General features: G+C 72.2%; 21 protein-coding genes. 6 read left to right on the plus strand and 15 right to left on the minus strand.

Annotation, left to right across the window (positions count from 1 at the left end; all coding sequences use genetic code 11):
- Positions 1-86 precede the first annotated feature (86 nt).
- From OIE53_RS04355 to eda, 3 genes are all read right to left on the minus strand, one after another.
- On the minus strand, positions 87-644 hold the full coding sequence (locus OIE53_RS04355; RefSeq protein WP_327025263.1) for a carboxymuconolactone decarboxylase family protein: 558 nt from the start codon (positions 642-644) through the stop codon (positions 87-89).
- 426 nt (positions 645-1,070) lie between these two features.
- Entirely contained in the window at positions 1,071-2,171 is a 1,101-nt protein-coding gene (locus OIE53_RS04360) for a sugar kinase (protein WP_327025264.1), read from the minus strand.
- Between the two features lie 6 nt (positions 2,172-2,177).
- On the minus strand, positions 2,178-2,834 hold the full coding sequence (gene eda, locus OIE53_RS04365) for a bifunctional 4-hydroxy-2-oxoglutarate aldolase/2-dehydro-3-deoxy-phosphogluconate aldolase (protein WP_327025265.1): 657 nt from the start codon (positions 2,832-2,834) through the stop codon (positions 2,178-2,180).
- A gap of 54 nt (positions 2,835-2,888) precedes the next feature.
- On the opposite strand from eda, the gene OIE53_RS04370 reads away from it, so the two are divergent.
- Positions 2,889-3,665: an IclR family transcriptional regulator gene (locus tag OIE53_RS04370; protein ID WP_327025266.1), complete on the plus strand. Its 777-nt coding sequence runs from the start codon at positions 2,889-2,891 to the stop codon at positions 3,663-3,665.
- Here OIE53_RS04370 and OIE53_RS04375 read toward each other — a convergent pair.
- Genes OIE53_RS04375 through OIE53_RS04395 form a run of 5 tightly spaced genes read right to left on the minus strand, consistent with a single transcriptional unit; the run spans position 3,652 to position 7,691 of the window.
- Positions 3,652-4,311, minus strand: a complete 660-nt coding sequence (locus OIE53_RS04375; protein ID WP_327027081.1) for a hypothetical protein — start codon at positions 4,309-4,311, stop codon at positions 3,652-3,654. The two genes, OIE53_RS04370 and OIE53_RS04375, sit on opposite strands and share 14 nt — an antisense overlap.
- A 41-nt stretch (positions 4,312-4,352) precedes the next feature.
- A complete protein-coding gene (locus OIE53_RS04380) occupies positions 4,353-5,621 on the minus strand; it encodes a hypothetical protein (RefSeq protein WP_327025267.1) in 1,269 nt (422 codons plus the stop codon).
- On the minus strand, positions 5,618-6,376 hold the full coding sequence (locus OIE53_RS04385) for an ABC transporter ATP-binding protein (RefSeq protein ID WP_327025268.1): 759 nt from the start codon (positions 6,374-6,376) through the stop codon (positions 5,618-5,620). Before OIE53_RS04385 ends, OIE53_RS04380 begins: the two co-directional genes overlap by 4 nt.
- On the minus strand, positions 6,373-7,155 hold the full coding sequence (locus OIE53_RS04390; RefSeq protein ID WP_327025269.1) for a zf-HC2 domain-containing protein: 783 nt from the start codon (positions 7,153-7,155) through the stop codon (positions 6,373-6,375). The genes OIE53_RS04385 and OIE53_RS04390 overlap by 4 nt, the downstream gene beginning before the upstream one ends.
- Positions 7,152-7,691, minus strand: coding sequence for an RNA polymerase sigma factor (locus tag OIE53_RS04395; protein WP_327025270.1), 540 nt, complete (start codon positions 7,689-7,691; stop codon positions 7,152-7,154). Before OIE53_RS04395 ends, OIE53_RS04390 begins: the two co-directional genes overlap by 4 nt.
- 215 nt (positions 7,692-7,906) lie before the next feature.
- Here OIE53_RS04395 and OIE53_RS04400 point away from each other — a divergent pair, with 215 nt between their 5' ends.
- Both OIE53_RS04400 and OIE53_RS04405 read left to right on the plus strand, forming a co-directional pair.
- On the plus strand, positions 7,907-8,572 hold the full coding sequence (locus OIE53_RS04400) for a YceI family protein (protein ID WP_327025271.1): 666 nt from the start codon (positions 7,907-7,909) through the stop codon (positions 8,570-8,572).
- A 147-nt stretch (positions 8,573-8,719) separates the two neighbouring features.
- Positions 8,720-9,352, plus strand: a complete 633-nt coding sequence (locus OIE53_RS04405; RefSeq protein WP_327025272.1) for an HNH endonuclease family protein — start codon at positions 8,720-8,722, stop codon at positions 9,350-9,352.
- Positions 9,353-9,440: 88 nt separating this feature from the next.
- Here the strand turns inward: OIE53_RS04405 and OIE53_RS04410 are convergent, their stop codons facing one another.
- Entirely contained in the window at positions 9,441-11,192 is a 1,752-nt protein-coding gene (locus OIE53_RS04410) for an ABC transporter ATP-binding protein (RefSeq protein WP_327025273.1), read from the minus strand.
- Positions 11,189-12,883 (minus strand): ABC transporter ATP-binding protein, encoded by a 1,695-nt coding sequence (locus OIE53_RS04415; RefSeq protein WP_327025274.1) that lies wholly within the window; start codon positions 12,881-12,883, stop codon positions 11,189-11,191. The genes OIE53_RS04410 and OIE53_RS04415 overlap by 4 nt, the downstream gene beginning before the upstream one ends.
- A gap of 231 nt (positions 12,884-13,114) precedes the next feature.
- Between OIE53_RS04415 and OIE53_RS04420 the strand changes: the two genes are divergently transcribed.
- Together OIE53_RS04420 and OIE53_RS04425 are read left to right on the plus strand one after the other, a co-directional pair.
- Complete coding sequence (locus OIE53_RS04420) at positions 13,115-13,720, plus strand: cysteine hydrolase family protein (protein ID WP_327025275.1); 606 nt, start codon at positions 13,115-13,117, stop codon at positions 13,718-13,720.
- Positions 13,721-13,727: 7 nt separating this feature from the next.
- Positions 13,728-14,648, plus strand: coding sequence for a GlxA family transcriptional regulator (locus OIE53_RS04425; protein WP_327025276.1), 921 nt, complete (start codon positions 13,728-13,730; stop codon positions 14,646-14,648).
- A gap of 1 nt (position 14,649) precedes the next feature.
- Here OIE53_RS04425 and OIE53_RS04430 read toward each other — a convergent pair whose 3' ends face one another.
- From OIE53_RS04430 to OIE53_RS04440, 3 genes are all read right to left on the minus strand, one after another.
- Positions 14,650-15,735: a hypothetical protein gene (locus tag OIE53_RS04430; protein WP_327025277.1), complete on the minus strand. Its 1,086-nt coding sequence runs from the start codon at positions 15,733-15,735 to the stop codon at positions 14,650-14,652.
- Positions 15,736-15,760: 25 nt separating this feature from the next.
- Positions 15,761-16,903, minus strand: a complete 1,143-nt coding sequence (locus OIE53_RS04435; RefSeq protein ID WP_327025278.1) for an SPFH domain-containing protein — start codon at positions 16,901-16,903, stop codon at positions 15,761-15,763.
- A gap of 175 nt (positions 16,904-17,078) precedes the next feature.
- Positions 17,079-17,699, minus strand: a complete 621-nt coding sequence (locus tag OIE53_RS04440; protein ID WP_327025279.1) for an L-threonylcarbamoyladenylate synthase — start codon at positions 17,697-17,699, stop codon at positions 17,079-17,081.
- A gap of 180 nt (positions 17,700-17,879) precedes the next feature.
- Here OIE53_RS04440 and OIE53_RS04445 point away from each other — a divergent pair, with 180 nt between their 5' ends.
- Positions 17,880-18,266, plus strand: coding sequence for a hypothetical protein (locus OIE53_RS04445; protein ID WP_327025280.1), 387 nt, complete (start codon positions 17,880-17,882; stop codon positions 18,264-18,266).
- Between the two features lie 81 nt (positions 18,267-18,347).
- Here the strand turns inward: OIE53_RS04445 and OIE53_RS04450 are convergent, their stop codons facing one another.
- Positions 18,348-18,674, minus strand: coding sequence for an amphi-Trp domain-containing protein (locus OIE53_RS04450; RefSeq protein ID WP_327025281.1), 327 nt, complete (start codon positions 18,672-18,674; stop codon positions 18,348-18,350).
- 63 nt (positions 18,675-18,737) lie between these two features.
- On the minus strand, positions 18,738-20,669 hold the full coding sequence (locus OIE53_RS04455; protein ID WP_327025282.1) for an amylo-alpha-1,6-glucosidase: 1,932 nt from the start codon (positions 20,667-20,669) through the stop codon (positions 18,738-18,740).
- Between the last annotated feature and the right edge of the window lie 55 nt (positions 20,670-20,724).

Genomic DNA, 20,724 nt, shown 5'->3' on the forward strand with positions numbered 1-20,724 from the left:
GAACTCGGGTGAGGGGCCTGGCCAGGCGTGTTCCTCGACCCTCGCAGAGGGAACCGGATGTGGTCACCCTTGTCCGTGCTGCATGCTCATTCAGCCGGAATCGCGGCGCCATACCCGTGCTCGACGATCCGGCGCGCCGACTCGGCGTAGGCCTCCCGACCAGGGGGAGCGAAGGTGCCCAGCCCGTCGACGTACCGGTTGAACATGCAGAAGGCGGCGGCGATCAGCACGGTGTCGTGGATCTCCATGTCGGTGGCGCCCTGGGCGCGCGCGGCGTCCACCAGCTCACTGGTGACCTCACGGCCGCTGATCTGCACCGCACCGGCGATGCGCAGCAGGGCCCGCAGCTTGGCCGAGATCGGGGCGCTGTCCAGGTCCGCGCGCACCTGGTCCACCAGGTCGTACCCCTCGTCGAGCTGCGCGGCCGCGAACGCCGAGTGCGAGGCGCAGCAGAAGTCGCAGTCGTTGCGCCCGGACACGTACGCCGCGATCAGCTCCCGCTCACCGGCCGGGAGGGTGTTGGGGGCCCGCAGCAGCACCTCGGCCAACTCGCTGAGGGGCTTGGCCGTCTCCCGGCGGTAACGCATCAGGCCGCTGATGCCGGGGAAATTCTTCTCATCGGCTCCGAGATCGATGTGCGCCATGCTCGTCCTGCCCTTCACCACTGTGGCCCGGACGGGGTGACGCTCACCTGAGGGGCGCGGGCCCCTGTCGAGGATGGCTGCCCGTGCGGGACGGCGTGAGCGACGCCGCGCAGCCACGATCACATCCGATCTCCGGCCGCGCTTCTTCATACGTGCGCTGTCCGGGCCGGCACGGCCCGGCCACCGGAGCGGCGGTACCGGCCGGGAGCGACGGCGTGATGGCGCTTGACGGCGTTGGCGGAGGCGAACTCGACTGGATGACCGGCGCGGACGCGGCCAGCGCCTGTTCGTCCTGCCCGAGTCGGCGTTCACTGTGGCCGTAGCCGCCGGCAACTACGACGACCCGGAGCACTGGCGTACCCCGGCGATGCTGCTGGAACAGGTGATCCTTCCCGCATTGGCGTGACGGGCCGCCGGCCAGTCAGGTCAGCGCTGGACCCGGGCTCCCGCGCCGCGCATCAGCGCCTCGACCTCCTTGCGGTTGGCCATCGAGGTGTCGCCCGGGGTGGTCATGGCCAGGGCGCCGTGCGCCGCGCCGTACTCCACCGCGGTGGCCAGGTCGTGCTGCTCCAGCAGGCCGTAGATCAGCCCGGAGGCGAAGCTGTCCCCGCCGCCCACCCGGTCCATGATCTCCAGGCCAGGGCGGTGGGTGGCCTCGACGAACCGGCCGCCGGCCCAGGCGATCGCCCCCCAGTCGTTGACGGTGGCGCTGCGTACGGTGCGCAGGGTGGTGGCCACCACCCGGAAGTTGTCGAACTCCTTGGTGACCTCCTCGATCATCCGCTGGAAGTTGGTCACCTCCAGTTCGGACAGGCTGGCGTCGGTGTCGGGCACCTCGAAGCCGAGGGAGGCGGTGAAGTCCTCCTCGTTGCCGATCATGACGTCGACGTACCGGGCCAGTCGCCGGTTGACCTCCTGTGCGCGGGCCTGCCCGCCGACCGCCTTCCAGAGGCTGGGCCGGTAGTTCAGGTCGTACGAGATGATCGTGCCGTGGCGGCGGGCGGCGGCCATGGCCGCCTCGATGGTCTCCGGGGTGGTCTCCGACAGGGCGGCGTAGATGCCGCCGGTGTGCAGCCAGCGCACCCCCAGGTCGCCGAAGAGGTGGTCCCAGTCGACGTCCTCGGCGCGCAGTTGACTGGCGGCGGTGTGGCCCCGGTCCGAGGTGCCGACCGCCCCACGTACCCCGAAGCCCCGCTCGGTGAAGTTCAGGCCGTTGCGCACGCTGCGACCGATGCCGTCGTACGGCATCCAGCGGATGAAGGAGGGGTCCACTCCGCCCTGGAGGATCAGGTCTTCCAGCAGCCGTCCCACCTCGTTGTCGGCGAAGGCGGTGACGATCGCGGTGCGCAGCCCGAAGCAGCGGCGCAGCCCTCGGGCGACGTTGTACTCACCGCCCCCCTCCCAGGCCCGGAAGGCGCGGGCGGTGCGCACCCGTCCCTCACCGGGGTCCAGGCGCAGCATCACCTCGCCGAGGGAGACCAGGTCGTAGCGGCAGTCCTCGGCGGGACGCAGGTCGAGAACGGACATGGCGGATCAGGCCTCCCGGGCGGCGGTCACGGCGGCGGCGGTCAGGGCGGTCACGTCGTCCCACCGGCCCTCGGCGAGCAGGCTGGGGGCGACCATCCAGGTCCCGCCCACGGCGAGGACCGGGGGCAGGCTCAGGTAGTCGCGCAGGTTGGCGGTGTTCACCCCGCCGGTCGGGATGAAGCGTACGGACCGGAAGGGCGCGGCCAGCGCCTTGATCATCGTGGTGCCGCCGAGTTGCTCGGCGGGGAAGAACTTGACCGTGTCCAGCCCGGCGTCGAGGGCCATCTGGATCTCGGTCGGGGTGGCCGCACCGGGGAAGACCGGCACGCCCACCTGCTGGCAGTGGGCCACCACCCGGGCACTGAAGCCGGGGCAGACGATGAACCGGGCGCCGGCCGCGACGGCCTCGTCCACCTGGCCGGGGGTGAGCACGGTGCCGGCGCCGACCAGCAGCTGCGGGTCCTCGGACATGGTCCGGATGGACTCGGCGGCGGCGTCGGTGCGGAAGGTCACCTCCACGCTGCGCAGGCCCCCGGCGGCCAGGGCGGCACCGAGGGGGGCGGCGGCACGGGCGTCGTCGAGCACGACGACCGGCAGGATCCGGCCCGCGGCGATGGTCTGCGAGACGTCGGCGGGCTGTTCAGAAGGATGAACGGCAGTCACATATGTGACCCTACTGCTGATCCCGGGGATGTCAATCCCGCTACAGTGAGCGCCATGACATCCGCCGAGGGCTTCTCACCGGTCAAGTCGGCCGGGCGCACGCTGGAGGTGCTGGAGACCCTGGCGGCCTCCGGCGGGCGACGCTCCCTCGGCGACCTGGCCCGGGACCTGGGCATCCCGAAGAGCAGCCTGCACGGCATCCTGCGCACGATGGTGCAGCGCGGCTGGGTGGAGACCGACGACACCGGTACCCGCTTCGGGCTGGGGGTACGCGCCCTCCAGGTAGGGGCGGCGTACCTGGACACGGACGACGCGGTCGGGCTGCTCGCCGGGGTGCTCGACGAGTTGTCCCGGCAGTTCGGTGAGACCGTGCACCTGGGCCGACTCGACGGGGCCCACGTGGTCTACACCGCCAAGCGGGAGTCCTCGCATCCGCTGCGGCTCTACAGCGCCATCGGGCGACGCCTGCCGGCGCACGCCACCGCCCTCGGCAAGGTGCTGCTCGCCGAACGCACCCCCGAGGCGGTCGAGGCGATCATCGGGTCCGCCCCGGCGGCGTTGACCCGACACACCATCACCGACCTGGCCGCCCTGCACGCCGACCTGGCGGCCAGCCGGGAACGCGGGTACGCCGTCGACCACGAGGAGAACACCGAGGGCATCGTCTGCTTCGCCGTCGCGGTGCCCCTGCACACCCCCGCGGTGGACGCGATCAGCCTCTCCATCCCGGCGGCCCGCTTGGACGAGCAGGTGCAGCAGCGGGTGGTGGCGGCGCTGGGCCACGCGGTCGACCAGGTCCGGGCCGCCCGCGGCCTGCTCACCGCCAGCTGAGCCGGGAGCGGAGGGCCGACCACCGACCGCCGGCACCGAACAGGAGGTAGGCGGCCGTCCCGGCGAGAAACAGCACCCCGACCACCAGCCAGGAGGGCGTGGCCGACGAGGGCTGTACCGGCCAGGCCCAGATCGCGGTGACCCGGTCGGTGCCCCGGGGTGCGGCGGCATAGACCGCGCAGCCGTAGCAGAAGGCCGGTAGCCAGGCCAGGCGGGCACCGAGCAGCACCGCCGCCCCTGCGACCAGACCGGTGTGCCCGAGAGTGTTGCGCACCAGGGCGTACGCGCCGAAGGTGTGCGGGTCGACCAGCCCGGCCAGGCTGAGCACGGCCGCGCTGACGATCGCGGCGAGCAGCACATGACCCGCCCGCCAGGTCCGCCAGGGCAGCGGGGTGCCGCGTTCCAACTCCTCGTCGGCACCAGCCAGGCTGGGACCGAGCAGCATGGCGGCCAGCAGGGGAGCCAGGGCGACCACCGGGATGCGGGCGACCGGTCCGCCGAAGTAGGGGCGGGAGGCCAACCAACTCCCCGCTACCCAGGCCAGCACCGCGAGCACCACCAGGCCGACCAGGAAGGCATGCCCGCCCCGTGCGGTCAGATGCAACGCGAACCGACGGCCGGCCCACGCGCCCCGAGGCCGGTCCATCTCGTTGCGGCCCGACCGAGGCCGGTCGGCGGTGCTGCCCTTCACCGAGGCTGCCCGAGCCGGATCAGCGTGGGCAGGTCACAGTCGGCCGCCGCACGCAGGTAGTCGGCGAACCAGGCCCGCTGCGCCGGCATCGGCAGCGCGTAGAGCCAGTCGATCGGGACGTCGGGACTCGCTGGCACCTCGAACAGCCAGGCGTGGGCCAGCTCGCCGGCGAGGTGCGCCCGTTCGGCCTCGCGGTCGTCATCATCGTGTGGGCAGTTCGACCCCGTCACCGCCCACAGGTCGTACTCCAGCCAGTCCTGGTTGGCCAGGCCACCCCGGACGGTGGCCTGCTGGTCCAGGTGCAGCCAGATCGTCCCGTCGCCGGGCACCTGCGGCTGGTCGACCGGTCGGGCGGCATCGTCGACCGCCCGGTCGGGGGCACCAGGAATACCGTCGAGCCGGGTCAGGACCGGCTGCACGAGTGGCGTCACGTCGTCGAGCAGGAAGGCATGGATCCGGGCCACGCACACCTGCGGTCCGGTGTCCGTGCAGACCAGGGCGACCGCCTCCGGGTCGACGGGCAGCCGGTACGGGTTGGGGCCGGTGGCGGTCGGCACCGCTACCCCCATCGCGAGCACACCGGCCAGGGCTGCGGCCATCCAGCGCCGGGCGGCGAGCGCGAGCAGGGTGACCGTCAACGCCAGCAGCCACCCCGCCTGCCCGGCCACCACCGGACCCGGCGCCACCTGGTAGGCGGACCGACCGTCCTGCACCGGGATCAGCCACGCTGCGCCCTCGGTGTCCCAGTAGGTCAGGATCCCCAGAAACAGGTACGCGGCCAACCCGGCGACCGGTGCGGCCAGGCGCCACCGCACCAGCCGCCCGACACACATGCCACCGGCGGTAGCCACGCCCAACGCCAGCACCCCGCCGAGCAGGGTCCACCACCAGCCACCCCCGGAGTACGTCGCCACCGGGGCGACCAGCGCCGCCGCCCCGGCGAAGGCCAGCAGCACCCCGAGGGTGCCGGCCAGGGTCACCGCCAGCCAGGCCACCAGGACGGGTTGCCAACCGGGACGGGAGGTGGAACCCACCATCTCGTCGATGCCGCGCCGCCGCTCCCGGCCGGCCTGCCAGGCCCCCGCCGCGATCATCAGCGCGCACAGGATCAACAGCGAGGTACGCAGGTAGTTGGCCAGCCCGGCCCACCGACCACCCCAGTCCTCCGGATGCACGACCAGCATCCACACCCCGGCACCGCACATCGCCGCCGCAGCCCACGGCGCCGTGCCCCGACGCAGCTCGGTACGCAGGATCCGCCTCACCGGGCCGCCGCCCGGGCGTCGCGCAGCACGGCGGCGTAGCCGCGTTCGATCGGGGAGTCACCACTGTCACCGGCACCCCCGGCCGCGATGAGTTCCGTGGACAGCCCGTCGAACACCAGCCGACCCGCGTCCATCAGGCTGACCCGGGCGCAGGCCGCCACCACGTCCTCGACCAGGTGGGTGCTGACCAGCACGATCGCATCCAGCCCCAACTCCCGCAGCAGGGCCCGGAACTCCACCCGCTGCTCCGGATCCAGCCCGGCGGTCGGCTCGTCCAACAGCAGCAGCCGAGGATCGTTGACGATGGCCTGGGCGATGCCGGCCCGGCGGAGCATCCCACCGGAGAGGTGCTTCATCCGGTCGTCGGCCCGGTCCAGCAGCCCGACCCGCTCGATCGCCCGGTCCACCGCCAACGGGATCTGCTCCGACGGCATCTCCTTCAGCCAGGCGAAGTACTCCACGAACTCCCGAACGGTGAACCGTGGATAGAACCCGAAGGACTGCGGCAGGTAACCCAGTTGGCGACGGGCCGACCGCAGCCCCGCCGCGTCGGACAGCGGCTGCCCGAGCAGCCGTACCTGCCCCCGGTCGGGTCGCCGCACGGTGGCCAGTACCCGCATCAGTGTCGTCTTGCCGGCCCCGTTGGGGCCGAGCAGGCCGTGCACCCCCGGACCCAGGTCGAGATCCAACTCGTCGAGGGCGGTCCGTCGGCCGTAGCTGACCCGCAACCCCCGTACGCTCACGGTCACGCTCACGCGGTTCGTCTCCCTACCAGATCCCGTCGGGTCCACACCACGAGCACGGCCGCCGCCGTGACTCCCAGCCACACCGGCCCGGCCTGCACCAGCACCATCCACTCGCCGATCGGGGCCAGCACGATCACCGCCCAGGCACCGGCCACCGCCGACGCCGCCTGGCCGGGCTCGATCAGCGAGCCGAGCGCCAGGGTCAGGGCGGTGAGAGCGAGACCGGCCAGCGGCCACAGCATCGGCGTACCGACGCCGGTCACCACCCCCGCGCCGAGGGTGACCGGCGCGGTGACCGCGAGCACCGCGAGGGTGCGCCACAGGATGATCTCCAGTCCGCCCAGCGGGGTGGCCGCCACCATCTCGTGCAACGGATCGGACCACGACCCGTACGACAGGGCCGTGCCGACCGCCGGAAGCATCGGCGCGGCCAACAACAGCAGCCACGGCGGCAGCAGCTCCGGAGTGACCGCCAACCCCAGCGCGGCCAGTCCGGTCAGGGCCACCGCCACCAGCCACGCGGCGCGGGCGGCCGGGCCGGCACCCACCAGGACCCGGATCCGACGCCACCGGGTCGCCCGGCGTACCCGGCCCGGTGGTGGCAGCGGGGCGGCCAACGCCACCGCCGCCGCCTCGACCAGCCGCCGGGTCGGATCATCCAGGGCCAGCCGGGCCCGGCAGTCGGCGCACCGGTCTAGATGGGCCTCCACCGACCAGGCGTCGATGTCGTCCAGACCACCATCGGCGTACGCCGCCAGGGTCCGGGGGTCCAGGTGAAAATCGGTCACGACAGCGCCTCCCGCAATTCCCGGCGGGCCCGCATCGCCCGGGTCTTGACCGTTCCCTCCGGTACGCCGAGCAGGGTCGCCGTCTCCCGTACGGTCAACCCGTCGAGGACGGTGGCCTGCAACACCGCCCGCAGCTCCGGCGACAGCCGGTGCAGCGCCCGTTCCAGAGCCGCGTCGTAGGACCCGGCCAACGCCTCGTCCTCGGCCGAGGGCGACCAGGCCGGCACCGCCTCCGGCGACACCGACCCGGCCGTGGACGGACGGGCCGCGACGCGCCGGTGGGCGTCGATCAGCCGGCGTAACGCGACCGTCCAGAGCCAGCCGGTCACCGCGCCGTCCTCCCGATAGCCGGCCGCCGCCCGCCACACGGTCAGGAAGGTCTCCTGGAGCAACTCCTGGGCCAACTCCGGGTCGCGGCACCGGCGACGCAGCCGCAGCGCCAACCAGGGTGCGTGCCGCGCGTAGAGCACGTCGAACGCGCCCCGATCGCCCGCACCGACGCGGCGCAGCAACGCCGCGTCGTCTGAATCCATCACGCAAGGTTAGGACGCAGCCGCGGCCGAAACGGTTCTCTCCCGTCGCGACCCGTCGGCCGATCCAAGGTCTCTGACCTGGTGATTGTCCTCACGATCAGCACTGGCTGAGGGAGGAAAACCCCCGCTGACCTCCCTATGCTTAGCGCCGATGATCGTCCGGCCGTCCGGTGCCGGCCGCTGGGCCTGGAACAAGGCGGGGTAGGAAGGGGCGAGCGATGACCGGCGCCACGCGCATCTGGAACGGCATGTCCATCCCCGCACCCGGCAGGTACGACCTCGACGCCGGGCACAAGCGGATCGGGTTCGTCGCCAAGCACATGATGGTCAGCCCGGTGCGGGGCGAGTTCCGTGAGGCCAGCGCCCGCATCACGGTCGCCGAGGATCCCCTGGAGTCCACGATCGTGGCGAGCATCCAGGCGGCCAGCATCGACACCGCCAACGTCGACCGGGACACCCACCTGCGCAGCGCCGACTTCCTGGACGTGGAGCAGTTCCCGACCCTGGAGTACCGCAGCACCGGCATCGCCGCTCTGGACAAGACCGACCCGATCTTCTTCTGGGCCAAGCTGAGGAACCACCGACTCGGTCGCCGGGCGGTGGAGGAGGAGCCCGCCCTGCCCACCCGGCCGGTGACCGCCCGGTTCGTGCTCTCCGGTGAGTTGACCGTCAAGGGCATCACCCGCCCGGTGGACTGCCAGGTCGAGTTCGGGGGTGCCCGCCGTGACCCGTACGGGCAGGACATCTTCGGGTTCAGCGCCACGGCGGAGCTCAACCGGGAGGACTACGGCCTGGTCTGGAATGTGGCCCTGGACAGCGGCGGGGTGCTGGTCGGCCGTACCGTCCGCATCGAGATCGCCGGCGAGGCCATCCGGCAGCCATAGGCCGGTCTTCATCCGAAATTAACGGCAGGTCCAGCACTTCTGCGTATTCATAGATCACGATGTCTGCGAGAATCCCACTGTCGCCGGTCACGCCCCTCAGCGGGCCACCCTCACCCGCCGTGGCAGGCGACAGTCAGGAGTCGCCGCGTGGCTCGCGTACCCAAGGCCGCCCTCGCCATGGTGGTCGCCGTCGCCCTGTCCCTGGTGGTGGTCCCGCAGCCGGCCCACGCCACACCGCCCAACATCCCCTCGTACGCCACGGCGTTGAGTCGCCTCAACTCGCTCACCGTGGCCGCCGAATCCCGCCAGTCCAGCTACAACCGGGACCTGTTCCCGCACTGGAGCACGGTCACCGGCACCTGCAACACCCGGGAGCAGGTGCTCAAGCGGGACGGCACCAACGTCACCGTCGACGCCAACTGCTACCCGACCTCCGGTTCCTGGTACAGCCCGTACGACGGGCTGACCCGGACCAGCCCCACCCAGATCGACATCGACCATGTGGTCCCGCTGGCCGAGGCCTGGCGCTCCGGGGCCTGGGCCTGGACCACCTCGCGGCGACAGACCTACGCCAACGACCTCGGCGGCCCCGAGCTGTGGGCGGTCACCAGCACGGTGAACCAGGCCAAGGGGGACAAGGACCCGGCCGCCTGGAAGCCGCCGCGCGCCGCCTTCCACTGCACCTACGCCCGCGCCTGGATCCAGGTGAAGTGGTACTACGCCCTCTCCGTGGACAGCGCGGAGAAGTCCGCCCTGGCCTCGATGCTGAACACCTGCTGACCCGCTGAACCGGGCGGCGCCGGTCTCGGTGCCGCCCGGCCCGGGGCCAGCGCCGCCCAGCGATGGGTCAGCGCCGCCCGGCGACGGGTCAGCGCCGCCAGGCCGCCCAGAGTTCGGCGTACCGGCCACCGGCGGCGACCAGGTCCTCCGGGCTGCCGAGTTCGACGATCCGACCACCGGACATCACCGCCACCCGGTCGCAGGCGTGTGCCTGGGTGAGCCGGTGGGCCACCACGATGGCGGTACGACCCCGGATCACCGCCTGGCTGGCCTGTTCCAGTTGGTGGGCCCCCGCGCTGCCGGCCTCCGCGCTCGCCTCGTCCAGCACGACGATCGGCGGGTCGAGCAGGGCGATCCGGGCCAGCGCCAACTGCTGGGCCTGGCCGGGGGTGAGGGGATGCTCGCCGTCGCCGACCCGGGTGGCCAACCCCTCCGGCAACGCCGCCACCCAGCCGTCCGCGCCGACCAGGTGCAGCGCGGCGTGCAACTGTTCCTCGGTGGCGTGCGGGGCGGCCAACCGCAGATCCTCGGCCAGGGTGCCGGCGAAGACATGCACCTCCTGGGTCACCACCCCGACCGTGCGGCGCAGCTCCTCGGGGCCCAGGTCCTCGATCGGCCGGCCGCCCAGCCACACCGCCCCCTCGGTGGCCGGGAACACCCCGCCGAGGATGGCCGCCAGGGTGGTCTTGCCGGCGCCGCTGGCCCCCACCACCGCCAACGACTCACCCTCGGCGATCTCGATCGACACCTCGTGCACGACCGTGGGGCCCCCGGCGTACCGGTGGGACACCGACTTGGCGATGATCCCGGCGGGACCCCGGCCGGGGGTCTCGGCGGTCCGCCGCGCCGGCAGGTCGACCTCGGTGACCCCGACCAGCCGGGCCAGGGCCGCCCCGGCCGACTGGATGTCGTTGAACGACAGCAGCAGCAGCCCCAGCGGGCCGAAGAGACGGTGGAACAGCAGGGCGGCGGCGGTCACCTCACCGACACTGCTGTCCCCGCCGCGCACCAGCAGGAACCCGGCCAGCAGGACGGCGGTCAGCCCGATCGCCTCGGCCAGGTTCATCATGTTCGCGAACCACAGGAACCCGCGTACGGCCCGCAGTCGGGCGTCGGCCGCCTCGCGGGAGGCCCGGTCGACCCGCTGGCTCTGCCGCTGCTCCATGCCGTACGCGTGCACCGTCCGGACCCCGCCGAAGGTGGTCAGCAGGCGTTGGGTGCGTACCGCGGCGGCCTGCCGTTCGGCGGCGTAGAGCCGCCGGGCCTGCGGGATGAACCGGAGCAGGCTCAGCGCGTACACCGGGAAGACGACCAGGAAGGCCGCGGCGATCCGCCAGTCCAGGGCCGCGAACCCGGCGAAGGTGACCACGAGGGTGACCAGTGCGGTGAAGACCCCGGCGGCCAACTGGATCGAGTCGGTGACCTGCTCCACGTCGTCGGTGACCCGGGAGGCGACATCCCCGGAGCCCGCGCTCTCCAGCCGGGCCGAGTCCATCCGCAGGGCGTGGTCCAGGACCTCCTCCCGCAGATCGGCGCAGGCCCGCATGCCCCATTCGGTGACCAGCCAGCGGGAGGCGCCGGTCAGCACCGCGGCGGCGAACCCGGCAGCCAGGATCCAGGCCGAGGTCAGCAGCAGCGACCTGGTGGTGCCGCCGGCCACCACCAGGTCGACCAGCCGACCCAGCAGCAGGGGTACGACGACCGCGGCGGCACTGGCCGCCAGGGCTGCCGCGATCGAGGACCAGCCGAGCAGCGGATGGCGGCGCAGCGCCCGCCAGAAGGCCGCCAGGGCGGCCCGGCCGGTGGCGACCGGCAAAATGGTCGAGGTCGGGTCGCTCATCGCAGCACCACCTCGGCGTACGCGGACCGGGCCAGCAGCTCGCGGTGCCGTCCGACGGCCGCGACCTGGCCGCCGTGCACGAAGACGACCCGGTCGCAGCGGTCCAGCAGGGGAGCGCTCGTGGTGACCAGCACGGTGGCCCGGTCACCCTCGGCGCGGTAGGCGCGTACCCCCTCGGCGATGGCGTGCTCGGTGACCGCGTCGACCGCGGTGGTCGGATCGCGCAGCACGGTGACCGGCCGGTCGGCCAGCAGGGCCCGGGCCAGGGCGATGCGTTGTCGCTGGCCACCGGAGAGGTCCAGCCCTCGGTCCAGCAGCTCCCGGTCCAGCCCGGCGTCACCGGCGGTGAGTGAGTCCACACTGGCGGCGCTCATGCTCCGGCGCAGCGCCGGATCGTCGTGCTCCTGGTCGGTGTGCAGCACCTCCCGCAGGGTGGCGCCGAACAGGTCCACCGCGTGCGGCTCGACCAGCACGACCCGGCGGAGTGTGGCGACGTCCAGGTCGCCCATCGGGGTGCCGGCCAACCGCACCTCGCCCTGCTCGGGGGAGCGTGCCCCGGCCAGCAGGTCGGTGATGGCGTCGGCCGTGCGGGTCTGTTCGGTGACCACCCCGAGCAGCTCCCCGGGCCGTACGGTGAGGCTGACGCCGTCCAGACCGGGAGCGTGCACCTCGTCCAGGACCAGGGGGCCGGGCCGCGCCGCCGTGTCGCCCGAACCGGCCTGCTCGGGTGCGGCCAGCACCTCGGCCACCCGGGCCGCGCTGGCCCGGGCGGTCGCCAGCCGGAAGACACAGTCGGCCAGGTTGAGCACCGGGTCGCTGATGAAGGTCGCCAGCCCGACGATGGTGATGAGTTCACCGACGGTGATCCGCCCCTGGAGGGCGAACCAGCCGGCCAACGCGGCTACCACGGTGATCAGCAGGCCGGTGGTGAAGGTCGACACCCCGACGAAGGTGGCGCTGGCCCGGACCGCCCCGACGGTGGCCCCCAGGGAGGCACGGCTGGCCGTCCGGTAGCGGCGGGCGGCCTCGTCGACCCCGCCGAACCCGCGCAACGGCCGAAGTCCGCGCAGCAGATCCGAGGCGGTCGCGGCGGCCCGACCGATGGCCTGCTGCTGGGCCGAGGTGTGCCGCTCCACGATCGGCCCCAGGGCGTTGAGCCCGAGCACCAGCAGGGGTACCCCCACCACCAGCCCCAACCCCAGGGACCAGTCGATGCGCAGCAGCACCACGGTCGCCACCGTCAGGCCGAGGAAGGCGGAGATCATCCGACTGCCCAGCTCCAGCAGGTCGGCGGCGGCCTGGGTGTCCGAGGTGGCGATCGACAGCAGCTCACCGTTCTGCCGGTTGGTCCGGATGCCCCGCCCGGTGAGCACCCGCCGCACCACCTGCATCCGCAGGTCGTGGGACTCCTGCACCACCGCCCGGGACAGGAACCAGAACCCGAATCGCCAGCCCATGGTCAGCGCCAGGAACAGCGCGAAGATGCCCAGCACCGACCAGAGCATCGCCGAGGTCGAGCCGGTCCCCACCGCCTGGTCGATGACCAGGCCGATGGCCACCGGTACGAGCGCCTCACAGACCTGGTGCAGGGACCAGAAACCGGCACACAGGGCGGTGTCGCGGCGTTGCCGTCGGAACATCCCGCCGATCAACCGGCCGGTCGGCGGCGCCGCCGCAGGGGTCTTCGTCATCCAGCCCTCACTCTTCAAGTTAGGCCAGGCTAACCTGCCACCAGAAACCCCGATCGACCGGCTCGAACCCCGCCCATCGGCGGATCCAGCCGGCCCGGAGAGATCTTGGACAGTTGCCGTCATGTGCTGACGACAACTGTCCAAGATCTCCAACTCGGCTGACCGGATCGTTCCGCAGCGGTGCGGGATCGTGGCTGGTGCGCCCCGGACGGGGAGGGCCAGGATTGACCCATGACGGCAGCACTCGTCGTGATCGACGTACAGGAGTCCTTCCGCCGGCGCGCGAACTGGACGGCCTGCTCACAACCGGACATCGTGGGTCAGGTGAACCGGCTGGTCGAGGCCGCCCGCAGCCGGGGTGACCTGGTCGTGTGGGTGTTGCACGCCGAGCCGGACAGCGGTGACGTGTTCGACCCGGCGCGCGGCTTCGTCCGACTGATCGACGGGTTGCGGCCGGTCGAGGGCGAGCCGGTGCTGACCAAGTACGTGCACAACGCCTTCACCACCACCCGGCTCCAGCAGTTGCTCACCGCCAGCGGCATCCAGGAGATCACCGTCTGCGGTATCCGTACCGAGCAGTGCTGTGAGACCACCGCCCGGCTCGCCGCCGATCTCGGCTACGAGGTCACCTTCGTCGTCGACGCGACCGCCACCATGCCCATCGAGCACCCGGAGGCCCCGCCCGGCCGGACGATGACGGAGATCCTCGCCGATCCCCGCACCCTGGGCACCGAGGAGATCATCGAGCGCACGGTGTACGCCCTGTCCGGTCGGTTCGCCACCATCCGTACGGTCGACGAGGTGACCGCCCTGGTGCCGGTCGGCGCCGACCGCTGAGGCCCGCGTGAGTCGGGTCGTCTTTCTGCTGCTGCCCCAGCTGCATCTGCTGGATCTGGCCGGTCCGGCGCAGGTCTTCTCCACGGCGCAGGACGAAGGGCTCGACTACCGGCAGTCCTTCGTCGCGGAGAGCAGCGAGGTGGTCACCGCACAGGGGTTGCCGGTGCGCGCCGATGTCGACTGGCCCGACCTGGACCCGGCCGACCTGGTCGTCGTCCCCGGCTGGCGGTCACCCGCCTCCCACGCCGAGCCGGTGCAGCCCGCCACGCTGCGCCGGCTCGGCGCGCACCACGCCGCGGGCGGGATGGTGGTCAGCGTCTGCGGGGGCGCCTACCTGCTGGGTCGCGCCGGGCTGCTGGCCGGACGCCGGTGCACCACCCACCACGACCTCCAGGAGGACCTGGCCCACCGGTATCCGACCGCGACCGTGCTACGCGACCGGCTGTACGTCGTGGACGACCGGGTGGCCACCTCCGCCGGCATCGCCAGCGGCATCGACCTGGCCCTGCACCTGGTGGCCACCCGGCACGGACCGGCGCCGGCGGCCCGGATCGCCCGGGAGATGGTCGTGTACGCCCGGCGCAACGGACACGAGCGGCAGGACAGCGCGATGCTGCGCTACCGCTCGCACCTCAGCGAGGTGGTGCACCGGGTCCAGGATCTGATCGACGAACGGTTCACCGAGACCTTGCCGCTGGGGGAGTTGGCCGGTGTGGCCCGGGTCAGCGAGCGCACCCTGACCCGACTGTTCGGCGCCGCCACCGGCCTGACCCCGCTGCGCTACCAGCAGGTGCTGCGGGTCGAGCGGGCCGAGCACCTCATCGGCCACGGGGTGGCCGTGGAGGCGGCGGCCCAGGCGGTCGGCTTCACCGACGCCCGGATGCTCCGCCGACTGCGCGCCCGCCGCTCGACCCGCTCTCTGACCTGAACTATCGGGACATCAGGAACACGACCATCGCGATCACCGCCAGGGCGGCCAGCACCGCCGCGGCGATCTTGGCCTTGCTGTACGGCCGCTCCCCGATGACCTCACCGGTACGGGCGTTGACCAGCACCTGGTACGACCGCCCGCCGTGCAGGTACGCGGCGATCCACACCGGCAGCAGCAGCAGCTTGTAGGTCACATCGGAGTAGTTGGTGTCCACCGCGTCGACCTGCTGCTCGTCGCCGCCGATGTCCGAGCGGCAGTCCCCCTCGATGACCGGCGCCATCCGGGCCTTGGCCTCCACCAGACCGGCCTCCGGCTCGGTGTCGTAGCGCAACGCGTGGTACCCGGCCAGGTAGTCCTGCTCGTACGGGACCGCCTCGTTGAGCGGCCACGGGGCCAACTCGTCGAGCTTGTTCGTCGGCAGGTGGGTGGTGGCCGGCACCAGCACGTCGTCGAAGTCCCGGCTCACCCGGCCGCTGGCGGAGTGCCACCGGGTGTGCCGGACCTGCCGGGTGCGGGTCTCCGTCTTGCCGTCCACCGTCACCGTGTACGTCTCGGTGGTGTAGTAGTACTCGCCGCGCTTGCCCTGGTAGTCCGAGACGGTCCGCGCGTCGAAGGTCCAGTGCGGCAGGTAGGTGCCCTTGAGGGTCTCCGCCTCGCTGACCTTCTTCAGGCTGCTCGGGGCGAACCATCGGCTGCGGCACCAGGTGCTCAGCGCGGTGCGTACCCCGTTGCGGTCCACCGCGAACGGCAGCACCGCCTCCGGGGCGATCAGCTCGTCGGCGGCCTGCTGCGGCACCAGGGGGGTGGCGCAGAACTGGCACCGCTCGGCCAGGGCCGCACTCTCGGTCGAGGCACCACAGCCCGGACACCGGTAGACGTACGCGCCCACGGCGGCGGCCGGCTTGCGGGCCAGGGTGGCCAGCCCGTCGAAGGAGTGCTCGCGTACCTCCCGGGTGGCGGCGGCGATCTGCTGCTGGTGCCCGCAGTAGGGGCACTGCAGGGCGGTGGTGCCGGGTGCGTGCTCCACCCGGGCACCGCAACCCCCGCAGCCGTACGACGGGGGCGAGACAGCGGTTTCACTCATCGGTGTACCCTCCCGATCCCGATGGTCACTGCGGCGGCAGCGGCGGCGGGACGCTGGCCAGCACGGACGCCAGCTCCGGCACCTGCCCGGCCGGCTGCCACTGCGCCATGCCGGCCCGCCAGACCAGGGTCTCCGGGCCGAAGGCGCCGGCACCGGCCTGCGCGGCCAACCCACCGAGGTCGTACGGGCCCTGACGCTGCCCGGCGACCCCGAGGAACCACTGGGCCTGACCCGGCAGCGGCGGCGGCTCGGCGGCGGCCGGCGGTGCGGCGGCCTGCGGTGCGGGGGCGTACTGTGCGGGAGCCTGCGGTGCGGTGCTCTCGCCGGACATGGCCCGGGCCATCTGCTGCCCCAGGGCCATCCCCATGCCCATGCCGACCCCGGCGCCGGCCTCGCCGCCCGGGTTGTTCGCCGCCGCCTCCAGGGCGGTGGCCGCCTGGTACCGGGTGAACCGGTCCAGGTCGCCGACCGCACCCATCTCGGTGCGCTTGTCCAGCGCCCGCTCCACCTCCGGCGGCACGGAGACGTTCTCGATGACGAACTTCGGGATCGCGATGCCGACCTCGGCGAGTTCCTCGGTCAGCGCCCCGGCCAACTGGCGGCCGATGGTGTCCTGGTGGGCGGCCAGGTCCAGCAACGGCACCCCGGCCCGGGCCAGGGCCCCGCCGAGGCGGCCCACGATGAGCTGGCGCAGGTACTCCTGCACCTCCTCGGTGCGGAACTGCGGGTCGGTGCCGACCAGCTCCTTCAGCAGCCGCTGGGCGTCCACCACCCGGGCCGCGTACGCGCCGAAGGCCCGCACCCGGACCACCCCGAACTCGGGGTCGCGCAGGATCACCGGGTTCTGGGTGCCCCACTTCATCTCGGTGAACTGGCGGGTGTTGACGAAGTACACCTCGGCCTTGAAGGGCGAGTTGAAGCCGTACTTCCAGCCCTTGAGGGTGGACAGGATCGGCATGTTGCGGGTTTCGAGGGTGTGGGTGCCCGGCAGGTAGACGTCGGCTACCTGACCCTCGTTGACGAAGACCGCCGTCTGGGACTCCCGGACGACGAGCTTGGCGCCCATCTTGATCTCGTTCTGGAACCGAGGGAATCGCCAGACGATCGTGTCGCGGCTGTCGTCCAGCCATTCGATGATGTCTACGAACTCGCCCCTAAGGCGGTCCATGAGCCCCATCGTGTCCCCTCCACATACCGAGATCAACTGTGTGGCGGCGACGATAGCAACCGCGCGCTAGCTGCGGTTCCACCTGCCGTCTCGGTACGGGGGCCCGCTCGATGGAACCGGGGTCGCTGATCGGAGGCGAAGATCATCGGGTACCCTCGCCCCTCCTCGGGACCCCTTAGGCGAACCGCTCCGGGTCGCCCGCCCCGACCCGCACGATCTCCGGTTCCCCCTCGGAGAAGTCGACCACCGTGGTCGGTTCCGTGCCGCAGTCACCCGCGTCGATCACCGCGTCCACGGCGTGGTCCAGGCGTTCCTTGATCTCCCAGCCCTGGGTCAGCGGCTCCTCGTCACCGGGCAGCAGCAGGGTGCTGGACAGCAGGGGCTCACCCAACCCGTCGAGCAGGGCCTGGGTGACGGGATGGTCGGGGATGCGGACCCCGACGGTGCGCTTGCGGGGGTGCAGCAGCCGACGCGGCACCTCCTTGGTGGCCGGCAGGATGAAGGTGTACCGACCCGGGGTGGCCGCCTTCACCGCCCGGAAGATCGCGTTGTCCAGTTGCACGAACTGGCCGAGCTGGGCGAAGTCCCGGCAGACCAGGGTGAAGTGGTGGCCGCTGTCCAGGTGACGGATCTCCCGGATGCGGTCCATGCCCTCCTTGTTGCCGAGTTGGCTGCCGAGGGCGAAGCAGGAGTCCGTCGGGTAGGCGATCAACCCGTCGCGGCGCAGGAGGTCGACGACCTGCCCGATGAGCCGGGGCTGCGGGTTGTCCGGGTGCACGTCGAAATACCTGGCCATGACCGGAAGCTTAGAGCGCGGGCGGCGGGGCGGGACGGCCCTCCGGTGCTCAGCGCTGTTCCGCCGAAACGGCGGTGTCCCACCGCCGGGCACCCCGCCGTTTCGGCGATCCGGCGCACCCAACTGTCGCCTTGCCGACAGTGTCCCCCGGCGGTGCAGGTCGACACCCATCGTTGTCTTATGAGCGCGCGTGGCTATCCGGAGGTGCTCCGGTACCCCGTCATGCCCACCCCGGTACGGATCACCGTGCTCGTCTTCGGGCTGCTGTCGCTGCTGTTCGCCCTGGCCACCGTCCATCGTCTGCTGACCGAGGGCGGCTCGCTGGGCGCGGCGGTCTTCTTCGCCGTGATGACGGTCGCCTGCCTGCTGGTGACCACCGCCCTGGCCACCCGCCGGGCCTGGGCACCCTTCCCGGCGTACGCCCTGGCGGGTCTGCTGGCGGCGGCCTCGCTGGGGCTGTTCGGCGCCATCACCTGCGTCGGGGCGGGCCTGCTGGCCTGGGTGCTCTGGGCCCTGAACACCCGGGCCTCCCGCGACTGGTTCGGCGGCCGGCGTCGGCTGCGCTGACGCCTGCCGCCGTGACATCTGTTAAGAGGGGGCCCCTGTACCACGCCAGGCGTTAACAAGGGGCCCTTCCTTACCGGGTGGTTACGCGGCGGCTGCCGGCTCCTCGGCCTCGTCCTCCGCGTCCTCCTCGACCGGCTTGTCCTCGGCCTTGGCCGGCTTGTCCTCGGCCTTCTCGGCGGTCGCCTCCGGGGTCGCCTTGGGGTTGGTCCAGGAGAACTCGATCTCGACCGAGTACTCGTCCTTGCCCTCCTGCTCGATCTCCAACTCGCAGTTCACCTGGTCGGCCACCGCCAGGGTGCCGGCCGCACCGTAGAAGATCTGCCCGGTCTCCAGCTGGTTGGCCACCTGCCGCAGCCAGGCCGCCAGATCCGTCCGCGACACGGTGCGCTCGTCCTCGTAGATATCCATGCCGACATGCTGGCATTGCCCGCTCGGGCTCCGTCGGCAGGGTGCCGGAACATGCCGCGCGCCTCAGCGGCGCCGGCGACCGGTGGCGAGCGCCCGACGGGTGGGGCGGCGGACCACGGCGATCCGGTCGCCCCGGGTGCGTACGGAGGTGCGGCCGCCCCGTCGACGGCGGACGATCAGATCGACCGTGTACCCGCCGAGGCGTACCCCCTCCAGCACCAGGTCGGGCAGCCAGGGCGGCAGGTGGGGGTCTACGAAGATCGTCCGCAGGGGTGCGGCGGGTCGCAGCGCCAACAGGGCCTGGATCAACGCGATGACCGCGCTGGCCGACCAGGCCTGCGGGGAGCAGGCGCTCGGATAGACCCCGGGGTGGGGATGGGCCTCGTCGCGGGGCAGCCCGCTGAGCACCTCCGGCAGACGGTGCTCGGCGAAGAGGGCGGAGGCCGCGAACATCCCCTCGGCCAGCCGGTGCAGGTGCTCCCAGCAGCCGTACCGAGCCAGCCCGATGCCGATGGTGCCGGCCTCGACCGGCCAGACACTGCCCCGGTGATAGCTGAACGGGTTGTACGCCGGATGCCCGGCCGACAGGGTCCGGACTCCCCAGCCGCTGAACATGTCCGGCGCCAGCAGCCGGTCGGCGACCAGGGGGGCGATCCGCGGCGGCACGATCCCGGTGGCCAGCAGGTGCCCGTCGTTGGAGTTGACCGACCGTACCGGCTGCCGGTCCGGGCCCAGGGCCATCGCGTAGCAGCCCTGCTCGGGCAGCCAGAAGGCCCGGTGGAACCGGCGACGCAGGGCGACGGCCCGAGCGGCCAGCCGGGCGGCCACGGCAGGATGACCGGTCACCGCGTAGATGCCGGCCGCGTGCCGCAGCGCGGAGTACCAGTAGGCGCCTCCGTAGTACTGGCCCAGGAAGATCAGGAAGTCCGGGGCGGTCGACCAGTCGCCGTGGTAGTGGGCGAAGGGATCGAGATTCAGCTCGGACAGCGGGCCCCGGCGCGCCTCGTGCAGCGGTTTACCGGGCTCCTCGTCACGCCAGTCGTCGATCCGCCGGCCGAAGTGCTGGGCGTTGAGCCGGAGGCTGTCGGCTAGCATGGTGGGCCCGGCCAGCATGGCCTGCCAGGAGGCGGTCATCGTGTCCCGGCCGAAGATCTCCTGGTAGATGGGCAGCCCGGCGATCGGCGCGGTGGGGCCGGCCGCTTCCCCCAGGGGGAGTCCGGCCAGATCCTCACGGGCGCACCGCCACGCCGCGGTGACGTCGAAGTTGCTGCTGGTCAGCCGGGCCAGTTCGGCGGTCAGCCGGCGGCGTGCCGATCCGGCGGCGTCATCCGGGTCCTTGAAGTCCGCCGGTGGAGCCGGCAGCCGCTGGCCGTCGAAGATCGGCTCCACGGCCAGGTCGACCCGGCTGAGGCTGCCGGGTGCCAGGGCCACCTCGACGGTGAGGGTGCCGTCGGCGTACCGGATCGGGGCCTGCGCCTGGACCCGGATCGCCACCGCCCGGTCGAGCCCGTCGCACCGGTAGGTCAACAGCAGTTCCTGCCCGAGGCGATCCCACCGGGCCTCGACCGCACCGGACTGGAGGCGGCGGCCACTCTCCGCCTCGCTGGTGTCGGCGAAGTCGGCGTCGAGTCCGATCCGCAGGCACAGATCCAGGTGCCGGTCGGCGTAGCTGAACAGGGTCAGCCGGGTACGCAGTCCCGCCGCCACGAACCGCTCGACCGACAGGTACGCCGCCCGGGACGGCAGCACCTCACCGTCACCCAGTTCGGCGTACGACAACTGGGCGTGCCCCTGCACGGTGGCCGTGCTGAACGGCACCGGCTCACCACCGTCGACGGTGATCCGCTCCGTACTGAGCACCCGGGTGTTGCGGGCGAAGAAGCCCTGCGGACCGACACCGGTGATGCGTCCGCGTACGTCCGTGACCAGGGTGCTCCAGCCGCTGGCCACATAGAGCAGGTCCGGGCGTACCCGCAGGTTCCGCACCCGGCTCATCCCGACCCCCTGACCTCCCGTGCGGCGCCGCGAGCGACGGTGGGTGCGGTTGTTA

Source organism: Micromonospora sp. NBC_01739 (genome assembly GCF_035920385.1).
Taxonomy (GTDB): domain Bacteria; phylum Actinomycetota; class Actinomycetes; order Mycobacteriales; family Micromonosporaceae; genus Micromonospora.

Excerpts from the sequence above, each read along its gene's own strand:
- OIE53_RS04415 (WP_327025274.1), bottom strand. The coding sequence starts at position 12,883 with ATGACGAAGACCCCTGCGGCGGCGCCGCCGACCGGCCGGTTGATCGGC.
- OIE53_RS04455 (WP_327025282.1), bottom strand. The coding sequence starts at position 20,669 with ATGAGCCGGGTGCGGAACCTGCGGGTACGCCCGGACCTGCTCTATGTG.
- OIE53_RS04440 (WP_327025279.1), bottom strand. The coding sequence starts at position 17,699 with ATGGCCAGGTATTTCGACGTGCACCCGGACAACCCGCAGCCCCGGCTC.
- OIE53_RS04375 (WP_327027081.1), bottom strand. The coding sequence starts at position 4,311 with ATGGACCGGCCTCGGGGCGCGTGGGCCGGCCGTCGGTTCGCGTTGCAT.
- OIE53_RS04355 (WP_327025263.1), bottom strand. The coding sequence starts at position 644 with ATGGCGCACATCGATCTCGGAGCCGATGAGAAGAATTTCCCCGGCATC.
- OIE53_RS04400 (WP_327025271.1), top strand. The coding sequence starts at position 7,907 with ATGACCGGCGCCACGCGCATCTGGAACGGCATGTCCATCCCCGCACCC.
- OIE53_RS04445 (WP_327025280.1), top strand. The coding sequence starts at position 17,880 with ATGAGCGCGCGTGGCTATCCGGAGGTGCTCCGGTACCCCGTCATGCCC.
- OIE53_RS04410 (WP_327025273.1), bottom strand. The coding sequence starts at position 11,192 with ATGAGCGACCCGACCTCGACCATTTTGCCGGTCGCCACCGGCCGGGCC.
- OIE53_RS04360 (WP_327025264.1), bottom strand. The coding sequence starts at position 2,171 with ATGTCCGTTCTCGACCTGCGTCCCGCCGAGGACTGCCGCTACGACCTG.
- OIE53_RS04420 (WP_327025275.1), top strand. The coding sequence starts at position 13,115 with ATGACGGCAGCACTCGTCGTGATCGACGTACAGGAGTCCTTCCGCCGG.
- OIE53_RS04435 (WP_327025278.1), bottom strand. The coding sequence starts at position 16,903 with ATGGACCGCCTTAGGGGCGAGTTCGTAGACATCATCGAATGGCTGGAC.
- OIE53_RS04450 (WP_327025281.1), bottom strand. The coding sequence starts at position 18,674 with ATGGATATCTACGAGGACGAGCGCACCGTGTCGCGGACGGATCTGGCG.
- OIE53_RS04430 (WP_327025277.1), bottom strand. The coding sequence starts at position 15,735 with ATGAGTGAAACCGCTGTCTCGCCCCCGTCGTACGGCTGCGGGGGTTGC.
- OIE53_RS04370 (WP_327025266.1), top strand. The coding sequence starts at position 2,889 with ATGACATCCGCCGAGGGCTTCTCACCGGTCAAGTCGGCCGGGCGCACG.